Annotated in this window: 13 protein-coding genes; 8 read left to right on the top strand and 5 right to left on the bottom strand. The window is 50.7% G+C overall.

The genetic code is table 11. From position 1 onward, the window contains the following. Positions 1-10 precede the first annotated feature (10 nt). Both AC1S52_RS23790 and AC1S52_RS23785 read left to right on the top strand, forming a co-directional pair. Entirely contained in the window at positions 11-889 is an 879-nt protein-coding gene (locus AC1S52_RS23790; protein ID WP_482031523.1) for a peptidoglycan-binding protein, read from the top strand. 312 nt (positions 890-1201) lie between these two features. Further along, positions 1202-3199, top strand: coding sequence for an NAD-binding protein (locus AC1S52_RS23785; RefSeq protein WP_482031522.1), 1998 nt, complete (start codon positions 1202-1204; stop codon positions 3197-3199). On the opposite strand, the gene AC1S52_RS23780 is transcribed toward AC1S52_RS23785, so the two are convergent. The 3 genes from AC1S52_RS23780 to AC1S52_RS23770 all read right to left on the bottom strand — a co-directional run bounded on the left by AC1S52_RS23780 (position 3182) and on the right by AC1S52_RS23770 (position 5821). Beyond that, the gene (locus AC1S52_RS23780; RefSeq protein ID WP_482031521.1) at positions 3182-3865 is read right to left on the bottom strand and encodes an SAM-dependent methyltransferase; all 684 of its coding nucleotides are present in this window, start codon (positions 3863-3865) and stop codon (positions 3182-3184) included. The two genes, AC1S52_RS23785 and AC1S52_RS23780, sit on opposite strands and share 18 nt — an antisense overlap. Positions 3866-3937: 72 nt before the next feature. Next, entirely contained in the window at positions 3938-5296 is a 1359-nt protein-coding gene (locus tag AC1S52_RS23775; protein WP_482031520.1) for an APC family permease, read from the bottom strand. Between the two features lie 348 nt (positions 5297-5644). Continuing rightward, complete coding sequence (locus tag AC1S52_RS23770; protein ID WP_482031519.1) at positions 5645-5821, bottom strand: hypothetical protein; 177 nt, start codon at positions 5819-5821, stop codon at positions 5645-5647. A 470-nt stretch (positions 5822-6291) separates the two neighbouring features. Here AC1S52_RS23770 and AC1S52_RS23765 point away from each other — a divergent pair, with 470 nt between their 5' ends. Continuing rightward, complete coding sequence (locus AC1S52_RS23765) at positions 6292-7647, top strand: amidohydrolase family protein (RefSeq protein WP_482031518.1); 1356 nt, start codon at positions 6292-6294, stop codon at positions 7645-7647. Between the two features lie 302 nt (positions 7648-7949). Here AC1S52_RS23765 and AC1S52_RS23760 read toward each other — a convergent pair whose 3' ends face one another. Then, positions 7950-8747, bottom strand: coding sequence for a peptidoglycan-binding protein (locus AC1S52_RS23760; RefSeq protein WP_482031517.1), 798 nt, complete (start codon positions 8745-8747; stop codon positions 7950-7952). Positions 8748-9844: 1097 nt separating this feature from the next. Between AC1S52_RS23760 and AC1S52_RS23755 the strand changes: the two genes are divergently transcribed. Together AC1S52_RS23755 and AC1S52_RS23750 are read left to right on the top strand one after the other, a co-directional pair. After that, positions 9845-11971, top strand: a complete 2127-nt coding sequence (locus AC1S52_RS23755; RefSeq protein ID WP_482031516.1) for a TolC family protein — start codon at positions 9845-9847, stop codon at positions 11969-11971. A gap of 65 nt (positions 11972-12036) precedes the next feature. Next, positions 12037-13053: a M23 family metallopeptidase gene (locus AC1S52_RS23750; RefSeq protein WP_482031515.1), complete on the top strand. Its 1017-nt coding sequence runs from the start codon at positions 12037-12039 to the stop codon at positions 13051-13053. 51 nt (positions 13054-13104) lie between these two features. On the opposite strand, the gene trpS is transcribed toward AC1S52_RS23750, so the two are convergent. Continuing rightward, positions 13105-14118, bottom strand: coding sequence for a tryptophan--tRNA ligase (gene trpS / locus AC1S52_RS23745; protein WP_482031514.1), 1014 nt, complete (start codon positions 14116-14118; stop codon positions 13105-13107). Positions 14119-14241: 123 nt separating this feature from the next. On the opposite strand from trpS, the gene AC1S52_RS23740 reads away from it, so the two are divergent. From AC1S52_RS23740 to AC1S52_RS23730, 3 genes are all read left to right on the top strand, one after another. After that, the gene (locus AC1S52_RS23740; protein ID WP_482031513.1) at positions 14242-14541 is read left to right on the top strand and encodes a hypothetical protein; all 300 of its coding nucleotides are present in this window, start codon (positions 14242-14244) and stop codon (positions 14539-14541) included. 77 nt (positions 14542-14618) lie between these two features. Then, complete coding sequence (locus tag AC1S52_RS23735) at positions 14619-15239, top strand: MotA/TolQ/ExbB proton channel family protein (RefSeq protein ID WP_482031512.1); 621 nt, start codon at positions 14619-14621, stop codon at positions 15237-15239. 13 nt (positions 15240-15252) lie between these two features. After that, entirely contained in the window at positions 15253-15663 is a 411-nt protein-coding gene (locus tag AC1S52_RS23730; RefSeq protein WP_482031511.1) for an ExbD/TolR family protein, read from the top strand. Positions 15664-15998: the final 335 nt, after the last annotated feature.

Below are 15998 nucleotides of genomic sequence, written 5' to 3'. Positions count from 1 at the left end.
GGAGGTCATTATGGAATCATTTGCCTACATTCATACGGCTGTTCGATACGAAGATCCCAAGCCCGAACCTGAGTTGAAATTTTTTGAGAATGGGGATCTTCACCTGTCTAATTCTGCTCTCGTTGGGCTAGCGGGTGCAGCGGTTGCGGCATCGGTTCTGGGAGGGATGCCTGAGAAGGCGATGGCAGCAACACCCGTTGGCGTGGGTAGCTCTGGTGAGTCCGTTGAGGCGATCCAAGCGGCTCTTGGCATTGAGGCGGATGGGCAGTTTGGCCCTAAAACCGAATCGGCAATCACTGATTTCCAGATTCGTCAGGGGCTGGAGAAGATTGATGGTGTTGTGGGTCAGGAGACTGCGAAATCACTCGGATTGGACGAAGAGTACCGTCCCGTTGGGTTTGTAGAGACCAATACTGGGATTGGGTTAAATATCCGTAGTGGTCCGGGGGTCAGTCACTACATTATTGGCGGTGCGCCTGATGGGGCTTTCCTGTATCAGGATTATGAAACTGTGATTTATAACGGCTACGATGGCTATGCCTGGACTCCGTTAGAAACAGGAGGATGGGTTGCCTCCGATTATACGGTTGAGCCTTATCGTCCAGTCTCCTATGACTCGTGTGGTCGATGTGGTGGTTCTTCCTACGACAGTGGTTACGGTAGGGGAGACTATTATCCAGTTTCCTATGGAGATGATGGTGGTGTCGTCACCACGCGCTACAGGGTGGGGTTGAATGTCCGCACTGGTCCAGGACTAGGCTTTGTCAGGGTGGGAGGGGCGAATGAAGGGTCTTTTGTTCCCACCGCTGGTGGTGTTGTTTACCGGGATGGGTACGCTTGGCAGCAAGCCGAGGGTGGTGGTTGGGTTGCAACGGACTATCTCTATTAGTCCAGCTTCTACTATTTGAGGCGTTGTACCACTTCTCTTTGAAGCTGCACAGGAGAAAGCCTGGTAGACAAGGGGCTTAAGCCCCTTGTGAAGTGCAAACTCATATTGAACTGGTATTAAGGAGTCAGAAGTTAGGAGCCGAAAGGTTTCCAAAAGTCTTTTGGCTCCTTTAGTTTTTTCTGGTTAGGGCTTCGCGGATTTATAAATTTTTCCGCAGCACCTTATTTTTCTGCAAAGCTCCTTAAACTTCTTCAGGGCGGCAGAGGCTTGGCAGTTTTATCATGTCTGCAAGGGCGATGAGGACTCTGACGCATGGGAGAAACGGAAACGCCGCCGATATCTTCTTTCCTGGTCTGCGGGTTGGGTAGTTTGGGGCAATATTGCGTATTGTTACTGCGGGAGTTTGGGGTGAAGGTGATTGGAATTGATGCGATCGCTCCGCCCCACTGGGAAGTTCCTAATCTCCCTAATTTGCTTGATCAGTTGTTAATTGGGGATTGTCGCCAATCATCTGTTTTAGAACAGGCAAGGATTTGTGAGTGTCGGGCAGTATTACTAGTCACTAGCGATGAACGGGTAAATATTGCTGCCGCGTTTGCGGCGCGATCGCTCAATCCCGGCATTCGCCTGGTTATTCGGTCAGCCCAGGAAAACTTAAATCATCTTTTGAGTCAACAATTAGGCAACTTTGCTGCCTATGAAGCAACCCAACTACCCGCCAACGCCTACGCTCTAGCGGCATTGGGAGACTCTACCCAGGGTTTTTTCAAGCTAGAGGATTGCCTACTGCGAGTGGTTAAAGTTCAGATCTACAATCGTCATCACTGGTGTGATACACGCCAGCTTCATGAGCTTAATACGACTTCTCGGCGAGTATTAAGTCACAGCCAATCCAATCTATCTGCAACTAATGATTTCTACCAGTGGGAGCCTGATGCCAGGGTGCGGGCGGGAGATACCGTCACCTACATTGAAATTGCTGAAAAATTAGTTAGCTTCTCTGTCCAGCCTATGCCAGCAGGAAAAATAGCTTGGCAGCGGTTGACTCGCGGTTTGGTCTGGAAAGATTTGAAGCAACGACTCACTTTGTTTTGGCATGAGCGCAATCAGACTCAGCGCGTGGCGATCCTCTCCTGTACTTTCATGTTTAGTTTGTTTCTGGTAGGAGCACTACTATTCAAACTTCAGTATTTCGATATCACCCTGTTTGAAGCCGTCAACGTCTCTCTCATTCTGATCTTGGGAGGATTTGATGAGATATTTGGAGGGAAACAAATGCCCTTTGAGATTTCCTGGTGGCTTTATCTGTTCAGTGTGGGCATGACTGTCGCAGGTACCATTTTTATTGGTATCCTTTACGCCATTTTGACGGAGCGCTTGCTAGCAGCCAGGTTTCAGTTTCTTAAGCGCCGCCCGCCCGTTCCCCGGGAAAGACATATTGTGTTGATCGGGCTGGGCAGAGTGGGGCAACGAGTGGCAGATTTATTGCTAGATCTGAAACATCCTCTAGTGGGAGTCACTGCTACAGCGCTGGAGTCGGAGGTGCCATCCCAAATTCCCCTGGTAACTGGGGCGATGAAGGATTCCTTAACAAAGGTCAATCTGGCAAAGGCAAAAAGTGTGGTGGTTCTAACCGATGACGAGGTCACTAACCTGGAAATTGGGTTGATGGCACGGGCGGTCAATCCTTCCTGCAATCTGGTTTTGCGAACGGTTGATCAGGGCTTTGCTGACAGCGTCGCTCGGTTGCTGCCCGATGCCAGGGTGCTGGGTGCCTATTCGCTGGCGGCAGAGGCGTTTGTCGGATCTGCCTTTGGCGAAAATATTTTGAACTTGTTTCGCCTGGGCGATCGCACAACGATGGTGACTGAGTACACCATTGAGGCGGATGACACCCTGAATGGGCGGCTACTGGCTGAAATCGCTTATGGTTATGGGATGGTTCCCATCCTGCACCAAAAAAGTAGTCAGGAATCTGCTCGATTCATGCCGCTGGACGATATCCGACTGCATGTGGGCGATCGCCTGGTTGTGCTGGCAACGATTGAGGGACTACGGCGGGTAGAGCAGGGGAGATTGTTGGAGCGTCGCTGGCGGTTACAAGTTGAGAAGGCATTATCACAGGAAGCAGAATTTGAAGGGGCGGGTGCGATCGCGCGCATTTCTGGATGTGATATTAGCCTTGCCCGAAATTTAATGAAGCAACTTCCAGCAACGCTCCAAATTCCCCTCTACAAACATCAAGCCCTCAGGCTAATGCGTGACCTGGGTAAGGTGCAGGTTACAGCCCACTTAATACCCATCCTGTAGTTCAGTCGCCCCCTGTCTTAACAGATTTTGAGGTACCTGTTTTGGCACAGTCCAGTAGTAAATCGTTCTGCCACTGACCCTGACGACTTTCTCAGGCTTCCAGTCACCCATGCTAAAGGCGTGAGACACAATTCGCGTACCCGGTTTCAATTCTTGTAATAACTTGGGGCGCAGTTGCAGATTGATTCGAGGTAACAGGTAAAGAGTGACAACCGTGGCTTTACTCAGGTCTGTTTTGAATAGATCTTGCTGCCGAAATTCGACCATATTGCCGACACCAGCATCCCGGGCGTTTGCAGTCGCCTCCTGAACCAGCCTGGGATTGATATCGATGCCTACGCCACGAGCACCGTAGGTTTTGGCAGCCGTAATCACAATTCGTCCGTCGCCGCTGCCCAAATCGTAGACCAGATCATCCTTGCCCACATTTGCAATTTTTAGCATTTCGTCAACCACTGCCTGGGGCGTGGGGACATAGGGGACATCAGCCGGTCTTTCCTGGGGCTTCGGCTTCGTTGTTGGACTGGGCTGAACTGTAGGCGATGACGTATCGGCTGGTTGTTGTGCTTCTGCCCGTAGGTTCCATAGTTGCGGAAAATGGGTAATTCCCACACTGGCAACACTCGCACCCGCGACCAGGAATAGCAGCAATCGTCGAAATGGCATGACTCAATCTCCTCTTTTTCCAACCGAAAATTTAATCACTCAGTTTTGATTTGATCTGGTTCAGACAGATGTTTACGGTCGCTTCCGTTTGCGTTCCCACCATAAAAAGGGAAGCCCCAACCCAAGCATCAAGATGCCTCCGATCGCCCCCAGCCCTGTGTAAGCCACGCTGGAATAGAGCAAATAGCCACAAACCGCACAAAAGAGAAGTGGCGTAATCGGGTAAAAGGGCACCTGGAAAGGGCGAGGTTGATTGGGTTCTCGATAACGCAGAACGATCAGCGAGATGCCACTGAGTAGAAAAAAGAACCAAAAGACCGGAGCAGTATACTCCACCATCGTTTCAAACCCTTTGCGGGTCAGGGTTCCCAGAACGACCAGCACCAGCGAGATTGCTGCCTGCAATAGAAAGGCCTGGGTCGGTGTACTGGAGCGCCGTTGCCACTGTCCCAAAAAGCTAAACAAAGGAAAATCCTGCCCCATCGCAAAGCTGGTACGAGCGCCGGTAAAAATGGTGGCGTTTACCGCTCCTAACGTAGAAACCGCAATTAAAAAGCTGATCAGTCTTGCGCCCGTGTCACCAAACGGACGACGTAACAAATCTGCTGCCACGGCTTCTGACTGCGCCATTCCTTCCAAACCCAACCCTTGCAGGAATGCCAGGTTAATGAACAGGTAAATCGCAGTGATAATGCCAATGCTCCAGAATAGCGATCGGACAATATTGCGCCCGCCCTCGCGAATCTCCGCCGAAATGTAAGCTGCCTCATTCCATCCGCCGTAGGACAGCAACACAAATAGCAGGGCTAACCCCCAGGTTGTGGAGCGTGGAGTCGGAGCAACTGGCGCAGCCATTGGAGCAACGAATAGCAGTCCCACCCCTGTTACCAGTAACAATCCCAAAACTTTGGCAAGGCTAAGCCAGTTCTGGGTCAATTTACCCTGTCGTATCCCAAGCATATTCAGCCCAGTCAGCAGCGCGATCGCCAACGCAGCATAGGTAGAGGCGGAGAATGCTCCTAACCGAAATAGTTGGGAAGCATAGTCACCAAACACGAATGCCAGTAAAACAATCGATCCCGTTTGAATCACCGTCATCCGTGCCCAGGCAAACAGAAATGCAGTGCTACTGCCAAAAGCCCGCTTCAGATAGTAGTAATTTCCTCCCACATGGGGATAGGTTGTTGCCAATTCGGCATAGCAAAGTGCTCCAATGAAAGAAACCACTCCTCCAATTAGCCAGGTCAACATCACAACCGTACCGCTGGCAGTATTGGCAGCCACCAGAGAAGGAGTTTGGAAAATACCTGCCCCGATGACGATGCCAACGATGATAGCGATCGCATCAACGAGTGTCAAAGCTGGTTGGGGAGCAGCTTGTTCAGTCGCTGGAATCGCTTCCGGTAGGGTCCAGTTATCAGGTTGGCTCAAATTAAACGCTCCCAGTTTCCTACAGGTTGACTCGCGTTTTAAGTTATACCAATTCTCTCTGAAGCTGCACAGAAGAAAGCCGGGTAGACAAGGGGCTTAAGCCCCTTGTTAAGTGCAACCTCACATTGAACTGGTATATAGGTGGGTGGAATCCAAATTACTGGAGGCTGGCAAAAATAACTAGCCAGTTGCGAGGGAGAGAGTGGACGAGTCGATGATCCCTTGATCTATCTATCCACCCTCTTACTCATACAACTATTTACACACCTAGCATAAACTTGAGCTACGAAGTACTCAGCGAATTTCCCAGTACTCCCTACCTAGACGATGCCTTTTCAAACAACTTCTTTAAGGAGTCGGAGATACAGTCGGGGAAACGGTCGGGGATGCTGTGGGAGCCATTGTTGGAGATGCATCAGGAGCAGCGGTGCCGGGTGCGGGGGTTGTCTCTGTTGCAGGTGTGCAGGCACCAAGCATAATAGCTAACCCAAGGATTGACGCTAGAGACACAAACGTTCTGTTCATAATTCCTCACCTGAATTGATTATGGGAAAGTACGTGAAAAAGCTCAGCGATCGCCTCTATCAGACGAACGAACAAACCCCACAAATCATAGGTGTTTAGCGATACAGTTTCATACTCCTTTAGGCAGAGAAAGTTTGAGCTGCTGATTCTGGGCATGAATTTAGAGTCGGATAAATTGGAACGAAGTTTTAATGCATCCTGCTACTCAGCCCGACCCACCTCAATGCCAAAGTTTGTTTAATGGAAATCATTAACACGATGGGCGACTTTGCTGAAATGCCTGCAAGAACTGCCTATCCTTCGGGAAGCAAGCTACCCCCTAGTCTTCTCCCGTCGGGAGAGAGGACAGGAAATGTCTGAAAGCCTTTCTCCTGGGGAAAAAGGGGAGAATGAGGGCAAATTAGTTGCACATCCCGTTATTGATAGGATGGTAGGCGGCTTTGAACACTTGCACAGGATTCAGGAACGCTATGGGTTGTACCGTTATTCGTCATGCCATTGTTTTCACAGTTGATCCCAATAACACCGTTTATCCGGATGGAACGGTTGTCCTTCAAGATGACCGGATTGTTGCGATCGACTCAAGTGACATGGTGCCTATGCCAACGGATGCAACCCAGGTAATCGACTGTCAGCGCAGGATGGCAGTCATCCCTGGCTTAATTGATGTCCATTCCCACTCCAGTTTGCTACGCGGTGTCACAGAAAACAGGCAACTTTTAGACTGGTTGCCCCGTTATCAGTTGGAGCATCGGGCACTGAATGAAGAAGATGCTTATTACGCTGCTCTCCTCTGCTATTTAGAGGCACTCAAGGGAGGGACGACCTGTGTCATGGATATGTACCGCTACATGCACCGCTGTGCGGATGCAGCCAGTATTTTAGGAATTCGGGTCAATCTCGTGCCCTACGTGGCGGATATGCCAGGAAAGGACTTTTTTGAAACTACAGAAAGCAATCGTCGGTTAATTGAAACCCACCACCGAACTCAAAATGGGCGCATCCAGGTATGGATGGGGCTGGAACATCTTTTCTACTGCTCCAGGGATGCCTTTGCGAAAGCCAAAGCCTATGCTGACGAATATGGGGTTCGCATTCATACCCATAGCAGTGAGCAGCGGGAAGAAGTAGACGCGGTGGTTCAGCATTTCGGCAAACGACCGATCGCCCTGTTTCAAGACTACGGAATTTTAGGGCAGAAGACGGCGATCGCCCATTGCGTCTGGCTCAACGAAGACGAGATCAAAATTCTGGCAGACACTGGCACCTCCGTTGCCCACTGCCCTACCAGCAATGCCAAACTGGCAGGAGGCATTGCCCCCATCCTGGAGATGAAGCAGGCAGGGATCACCGTGGGACTGGGAACCGATGGCAACATTTCCAACAACAACCTGGATATGTTTGAAGCGATGAAATTTGCCTCCCTGTTGCAAAAAGTACATCGTTATGATGCGGCTGCCCTGCCTGCCCCAGAGACATTACGAATGGCAACGATTGAGGGCGCAAAGCTACTGGGTTTAGACCAGGATATTGGTTCGCTCGAACCGGGCAAAAAAGCAGATCTGCTGTTAGTCGATCTGTGGCAACCTAACCTGATGCCCCTGGTTTGGGACGACAACGATACCAACATTTTGTGGAACCTGGTTTATGCTGCCCGTGGTTCTAACGTACACACAGTCTTTGTAGATGGTGAGATGGTGGTTCAGGCAGGACGTAGTACGCGAGTGAATGAAGCTGAGGTTCTGGAAGCCATTCAAGCACAAACGCTGGAGCATCTGAAGCGCAGGGAACAGTATAAGTCAACCCTGATGCCGATTGTCACCTGACTGTTCACCTGCTGCTGAGTTTCGGAAATTCGCGTTCCCGTACCCGAATGTCCTACTATCTACAACAAAGCGCAGGCAATTCCCCTTAAAAAGTAGGGGTGCCTGCGCTTAAATTCAGTCTAAATTCAGTCAATGAAAGTAGATCAATCGATGAAACATTTATCTACTCATCGCGAATGACTGGCTTACAGCAATTGTCATTTGTGTGTGGCTCATCAATCTTCCGTTTTGCCTAAATGCACAGGCATTCGCTGTGTGGCAATCGTTTGAAAATCGCTGTAAAGCTAGTTGTGATGCACTCACTAATAAACGTAACTGCTGCCACAGCTGCCGTAGTAGTAATAAGCGGTGGGTCTATAGCAGCCACGGTAACAGCCGCCACGATAGCTAGTGGGGTAGTAGCCACCGTAGCCACCACCGTAGTAGCCATTGTCATAGCCGCCATCGTAGTAGCCATTGTCATAGCCACCACCATAGTAGCCATTATCATAGCCACCGCCATAGCTAACGGGGTAGTAGCCCTCCGTTGTGTAGTCAGAGGCAACCCAGCCGCCGGTATGTAAAGGAGTCCATGCATAACCGTGGTTGTAAACAACGGTTTCATGGTCCTGGTACAGGAAGGCTCCATCGGGTGCGCCACCAACGATGTAATAGCCCAGACCGGGACCGCTCCGAATGTTTAGTCCACAGCCGCTGCAAGTTTCCACAAACCCAACCGGGCGGTATTGTTCATCCAGACCCAGCGCTTTTGCAGTTTCCTGACCTACGATGCCATCGACTCCCTTCAGACCCTGGCGAATTTGGAAATCGGTGACTGCTGTTTCTGTCTTTTCATCGAATTTACCATCAGACTGGATACCAAGGGCTGCCTGAACTGCCTGAACTTCAGCACCCGTACTGCCACGACCTACAATTGCAGGAGCCGCATTCGCTTTGGCAGGGGCACCGCTTAGCACGGTTACTGCAACGGCTGCACCTGCCAAGCCCATGACGGCAGAGGAAGGCACCGTCATGTTCAAATGGTTAAATATTTTAACCTCAGGATCAGGGTTAGGGTCTTCGTAGCTGATGGCAGTGTGAATAAACGCTAATGTCTCCATAATTCCCTCATGATTTTCTCAATTCCAAAATTTGCGGCAGACTCCCACAAAAATGGAGCCGTTTGAGCCGCAAAAACCGTTAGCTTTTCAAAGCCTTCTCACAGGTGAATGAAGTTCTGACCCGCAATCTAACCCGGCAAAAGTACAGAATTTAGCAATGATGATGATATTAGGAAATGTCACTCCAAGCCGCGACTATTTGCAACAAATCTAAGGCTACCTGCATTGCCATACAAGCTCCTCAAACCCTGCCGAGTCAAGATGTGCAAGGACGTTATTGTTCTCACAAACTATCATATTGAGAGAATTTTGAGAACCCCAAAAATTAATTTAGCGATCGCTCGTATAGATAAATTTGGGGTGTTGATTCGGTAGGGTTTCAGATTAGAAATCTAAACAATATGGGTGTAAATGCACAGCAATGATAAGTTTTTTGCGATCCCACAGGAGGTGCCATCAATCTGAGTTAATCCATAATTCGAGTAACATTGGCGACTGCGCAGAAAACGTTCTCGCAGGGTACGTGCCGATACAGACAAAACCTGCCTCTAGCGTTTTTGAATCCAGTGAGGTACATGGATAGCCGTAGAACCCTTGAGTCAAACAGATGAGATGTACCTCACCCAGAAAGGAACCGCTACCTACTCTGGGGCAACAGTCTGTGCCGCTTGTGCTGCGCAAAGAACAGCACGGCGAACCTGCTCTAGTTCACCTGAATGGGTGAACCAGATAGATGAATTCATTTGAGTGCCTTTCGTATAAAGTTCATAAGAAATAGCGATTGCCAGGGGAGTTACAGCGATTTTCTGAGGCGATCCTTAATTTCCCCTTTAATCTGGGAACTTTTTGGGGATCGGTAGCGTTCTAATGTTGTTGAGGCTCTTGCTCAAGGCTAGAAGGCAGGGGGTAAGGAACAGGCGATCGCCCCAGGAACCGTGGTTGTTCTATTCGGTACTCTTTCATTTAAAATGCGTACTAAATCGATAGGAAATCTTAAAGATAAAAGTTTTTTGCCAAGCCAGTGTAGAAACCAGTATCCTGCATAAGGTTATTTATTTAAAACCAAGCCCTCTGGACTGTCTAAAAGCGAACTGGTTATGCGATCTTCTTTTCGTTTACTTCTCGTTGGTGTGGGAGCGTGGGTTGCCTTTGGCAATATGGCAACGGGTACTGCCAAACCCGTATCTGACCAGTCCCAGACTCCAGACCAGATGAACCAAGCGAATGCGCTTCAGCAATATTCATCGCCTCAGCGTTGGCTTCAATCCGTCCCCAATGCTGGGAACAAACTGCGCCAGATTGTGTCGTTCACCGTGCCCGGTCTGGCTTTTGCCGATCACTTATCTGATTTAGGTTCTGCCCATCAAGCTATCCAGGCAGCCTCATCTACGGAAGGTGAACCACAACCCACTAGGCAGCTAGATTCGTCTGAAAAGCCAGATCAATCTGAAAAACCAGATCAACCTGAAAAACTAAATCAGGTCAAAGATACCTTAGTCACTCCTCCACCCAACGCAACATCACAAAGTTCTGCTCAGGTGGCAGCGACTCTAAACCAGCGCCAGCTAAGTACTACGGGTTCTGCTGTGGGTTCTGCCCCTGCCATCAAAACAGCCCAAACCAATGTTTCTCCCCTACTACAACCTGCCCAACCCACAGCACCATCCTCATTACCTTCAATCTATGACCCGGTTGTAGAACCAGTGGTCAAACCCATTGGTCCAGCAAAACCTGGAGCCGCACCAGAGTATTTGAATCCTGACCCAAACCCTCTTTCATTTCCTACCCAGGCTGACGAGGTCCGGTTGAGGGGAATTCAACCGATTACGCTACAACAAGCTCTCGATTTAGCAGAGCGCAACAGTCCAACCTATCAGACAGCAAGGCTTCAGCTTGAACGTAGTCGCTACACATTGCGGGAAGCCGAGGCAGATCTTTATCCGACACTAAATCTTCAGGCCGGGGTTTCTCGCTCTGATTCTCCCAATGCCAGGTTATCCAGGCGAGAAGCGGAGGAGGCTCAACCGGGTTTAGATTTACAGGGATCGGCTAACCGGGGTTTTACGGGTTCTGCCAACCTGAGCTACGACATTTTTACCTCCGGCAGGCGAACCGCGCAAATTCGGGCGGCTGGGCAGCAGTTGCGTACTAGCCAACTAGAGGCTGAGGTTGTGCGGGAGCAACTGCGACTGGATGTGACGAATGCCTACTACGATTTGCAGCAGGCAGATTCTTCAGTTGGCATCGGCAGAGCGGCAGTTCGGAACGCCCAGATTAGCTTGCGGGATGCCCAGGCACTTGAACGGGCAGGAATTGGGACGCGATTTGATGTACTACAAGCCCAGGTGCAACTGGCAAATTCGCAGCAGCAGCTCAGAAATGCCCAGTCTCAGCAACAGATCAACCGGCGGCAGTTGGCTCAACTGCTGAATATTTCGCCTGCGATTGACCTGGCCGCCGCAGACCCAGTTGACGCAGCCGGAGAATGGAATGTATCCCTGGAAAATACAATTATTGCTGCGTTCAAGAATCGGGCAGAGTTAGAGCAGCAGCTTGCCCAGCGCGAGTTGGCGGAACAGCAAAAAAGGATTGCCCTATCTGCGTTAGGACCGACGCTGAGTGTTTCGGCTCAATATCAGCTTGCAGACCAGTTTACAGATACGCTGGGGGTTGCAGGTGGTTATGCAGTGCAGGCTGGACTGAGCTGGCTACTGTTCGATGGTGGGGCGGTTCGAGCCAGGGCAGCTCAGCAGGAAGCTAATATTGCGATCGCCGAAACCAACTTTGCCAATGTGCGTAATCAAGTTCGCTTCCAGGTTGAGCAAGCCTATTCCAGCTTGCTGGCAAACCGGGAAAATATTACGACAGCCAGATTAGCGGTCGCGCAGGCAACGGAAGCTTTAAGGTTGGCACGCCTCCGGTTTCAGGCGGGGGTTGGGACTCAGACTGACGTGATTAACTCGGTCACGGACCTGACCAACTCTCAAGGAAGTCTGATCAACGCTATCCTGGGATACAACCGATCGCTGGCAACCCTTCAGCGGTCAGTGACCAATCTGCCCATCCCAACTGGGGCACGCACGCCTGCCCCAGTTCCCGCTCCCGCTTCTCCTGCTCTTAACCAGGGCATTACTAACCCAGGTCAACCCGGTGGGGTATTTGCTCCTGGCATTGTTCCCGCTCCCGGTACAACTCCCCTACCCGGTGGGACTCCGGTTCCCTGATCTGCGTTGATTCTGCCTTTTTATCCAGTTAACCCGCTTGGACAACCCGAACACGAGGTTCGACAATGACTGACACCAGACCAGATTCTTTCCCAAGCCTGCTTCAACAATCGCTCCTGTGGCGAGGGGTTAGCCTTTTTACTATCCTGGTGGCAATTTTTAGCGCGGGTATGGCGCGATCGCAGGAAACGTCTGAACCAGTCCTGGAAATGCCTGGAGAGTCTACTCCGGCATGGGTAGAGCCGTTGCCTGAAGTTGCCCCTTCTCTGTCAGAGAATTTTCCCGCGGCTGCCCCCCTGGATTCCGTTCCTGATCTCTCTCCGGCTCCTCTAGATGCGGGCGAGAATTACATCGACTCCACCACCTATAACATTGGAGCAACCCAGCGTAGTAGTGAACAGCCACGGGTGGTCAGGATCCCAGAGGCTCCTACCAGGGCAGAAGTCGGACCGTTGCCAGTCAATAGTTATGGTTTAGCCTTTGGCACCACTCCCAAAGCCAGGGACTACTACTATCGCAGCCTGCGTCCACCTGGACGGCTGGGAAATGGTAATATTCGGCTCATTTTTCCCCTGTCCATTCCTTCTCCCATTACCTCCCTATTTGGTTGGAGGTTCCATCCTATTACAGGTGAACAGCGGTTCCATTCTGGAACGGATATCGGTGCGCCAATTGGCACACCCGTATTAGCCGCCTACGCCGGTCAGGTCGCACTTGCCGACTTTCTGGGTGGCTACGGTTTAACCGTGTTGCTGGAACACAACAAAAGCAGCCAACAGACGCTCTACGCCCACCTCTCAGAGCTTTTTGTCAAACCAGGGGAATGGGTCAGCCAGGGGACTGTGATTGGACGGGTCGGTAATACGGGCATGTCTACCGGACCCCACCTGCATTTTGAGTTTCACCAACAAACGCCTGAGGGCTGGGTTGCGCAGGATGCAGGCGAACAGTTGGAATATGCCCTGGCACAATTGATGAAAACAATGGGGGTTGCCCAGTTGCCTTCCGTGCCCGTTGCGACGGAAACACTTCAGCTTGACCTGTCTACGACCCTGGATGTGAGCTTACAGGAACGTTCTTAGAATTAGATCCCCGGAATCTTGGAGAAAATTCCGGGGATATAGCGCTTCTGCTTATGGGGTTGGTAAGGAGTAGCCGTAGGCGAGCTTAACCCGACGGAGTGTTGCATTGGCAATCTCGGATGCCTTTTCTCGCCCATCTCGCAGAACAGATTCTAGATAACCCTTTTCGTCCATGATTTCGTGATACCTGTCCTGGATCGGTTTCAGATGGGCGATCGTGGTTTCCGTCAGCAGGGGTTTGAACTGTCCCCAACCCATCTCCCGACATTCAGCCGCGACCTCATCCTTAGATTTTCCGGAGAGCAGCAGGTAGAGGGTTAACAGATTGTTACACTCTGGGCGCTCTGGGTCTCCAAATACCAGTCCCCGCACCGGGTCAGTCTTACACCGTTTGATTTTGTTCTGAATGACCTCTGGAGAGTCGAGTAGATTAATTCGGCTCATGTCTGATGGATCGGACTTAGACATTTTTTTGGTGCCATCCGTTAGGCTCATCACGCGGGCACCATCTGCCCGAATCAGCGGGTATGGAGACTTCAGGACGGGCTGGTCTGGCTTACCGAACTGATGATTCAGCCGATTAACAATATCGCGAGTCAGTTCAATATGTTGCTTCTGGTCTTCACCCACGGGCACCTTGTCAGCGTCATACAGCAGAATGTCTGATGCCATCAACACAGGATAGTCCAACAAACCAGTGCCCACGTTTTCTCCCTGTTTAATGGCTTTTTCCTTGAACTGGATCATATCGGTCAGCCAGTTGAGGGGAGTGATGCAGTTGAGTAGCCAGGTCAGTTCAGTATGGGCCGAAACATGGGACTGAATAAAAATAGTGGAGTAGTTCAGATCAATGCCACAGGCAAGGTAGAGAGCGGCGATCGCATAGGTATCGGATGCCAGGGTGGCAGGATTGTGAGGGACTGTGATAGCGTGCAGATCCACGACACAGAAGAAGTTATCGTACTGATCCTGCCCTTCTACCCAGTTACGAATAGCTCCCAGGTAGTTGCCCAGATGAAGATTGCCCGTTGGTTGAACCCCAGAAAGAACTCGCTGTTTAACCATAGTGTCTAGAAATCAGTCCCGTTTGACGCAAGCATTTACTTCGACAATAATCTTAAGAAATGCGAACAATTTTAAGAAATGTAAAAATTGTTTCGCTGTTGTCACAATACATTCCTACCAATTATGACCCAATCCCTTACCCAGGAGCAGACCGCTCAACTCCGCGAATGCCTTCTTTTGGCGCAGGACCCCAAACAACACCGAAATGCCAGTCAAACCTTTACTCAACTAATGGATGACGTTGGCTCAAATTCAGTCGCAACAGAACTGCTAGAAGCTTTATGGCAAGAAGTGTTGATAGCCCGTCGCTCCGCTTCATTTTGGCAGCAGTTCAGCGACATTGAGAAAGAAATGTCTAACAAGCTGGCAGAAAGCCACTTTCAGTTAAGGCAGAATTACCTGCGGTTAGTGCAAGAGCAATGATTCGTGCGAACCAGAAAGCCTGACTGATAATCTATGGAAGGGTAATTCAAGCCCTTACTCTGATAGGGATAACATTCATGCCATTTGGCAATCTGTTTACCACTGGTGGTATCGTCATGTGGCCCCTGCTGGGATTTTCCATCCTCGCAGTTGCTCTGATTATGGAACGAATTGGGTTTTGGGCGCGGGTAGCTCGTCGCCAGGATCGGGTCGTGCGAGAGGTGCTTGATCTCTATAAACGCAGTCCTAGAGCCGCTTTCTTAAAGCTGGAGCAAAACCTGGATCTGCCGATCGCCCGCATTTTTCTAGCTGCCCTAGAGCTAGAACGCCCTACCCCCGAAGAATTTCGGCTTGCCTTAGAAAGTGCCGCTCAGGCAGAACTTCCCCTCTTGAAGCGGTTCAACACTGTGTTTGAAACCATTATCAGTCTCTCTCCCCTGCTGGGACTGTTGGGCACGGTGCTAGGGCTGATCAGTTCCTTTGCTTCCCTCAGACTGGGTGAGGTCGCGGGGAGTGAAGCCGCTAGCGTCACTGCCGGTATCAGCGAAGCCCTCGTATCTACTGCCGCTGGGTTAGCTGTAGCCATTTTTACCCTCCTGTTTGCCAACACCTTTCGAGGGCTTTATCTGCGACAAAATGCGCTGATTCAGGAATATGGTGGGCAACTGGAGCTACTTTACCGCCGTCGCTACGAATAAGGAAAATATCCCTATGCGTCTACCTGAGGAACCCGAACTGCCACTCCAGATCAACATCGTGCCCATGATTGATGTGATCTTTGCGCTGCTGACCTTTTTTATCATGTCTGCCCTTTTTCTCACCCGCTCTACCGGGCTGTCAGTAAACTTGCCTCAAGCAATTACAGCAGAAGCCCAGGCAGCAGGCGAAATTGTGGTCACAATCAATCCCCAGGGAGGGATTAGCCTCAACCAGCAACCCGCCCAGCTTGACGATCTCCAGGCACGGGTTCGCACGCTGGTTGGCACTAATCCCCAGGCAGTTGTCACCATCAGCGCTGATGAACGAGTCAACCACGGGCGCGTCGTTGCCGTGATGGATCAACTGCGCCTGATTCCCGGAGTAAGACTGGCGATCGCCGCAGAACGTCCACCTAAGGAATGAGAGATTTTGGTAGGTTGGGTTGAGTTTACGAAACCCAACATCCACGGGATCTGGCGATCGCCGCAGAACGTCCACCTAAGTGAAAGAATCAGTCCACCTACAGCAATTCCCGGTAGGGTGGGCACTGCCCACATTTTCCAAAAGCTCTGACTACGGGGCTTTGTGGGCGATGCCCACCCTACAATTTGTGGCTTACCCAATCGGCAACCGCTGTAAGTGAAAGAATCAGGTATTGGGGGTCGGCAGTTGAGAGTTGAGAATTGGGAGTTGAGAGTGAAGATATAGAGCAATTTCGTTGAGTGAACTGTAACTCAAAACCCAAAACCTACAACTCC

The organism is Kovacikia sp. CALU 1929 (assembly GCF_056784235.1).
Note: the sequence above shows the minus strand (reverse complement) of the source record. Positions and strands in the feature narration are given on the sequence as shown.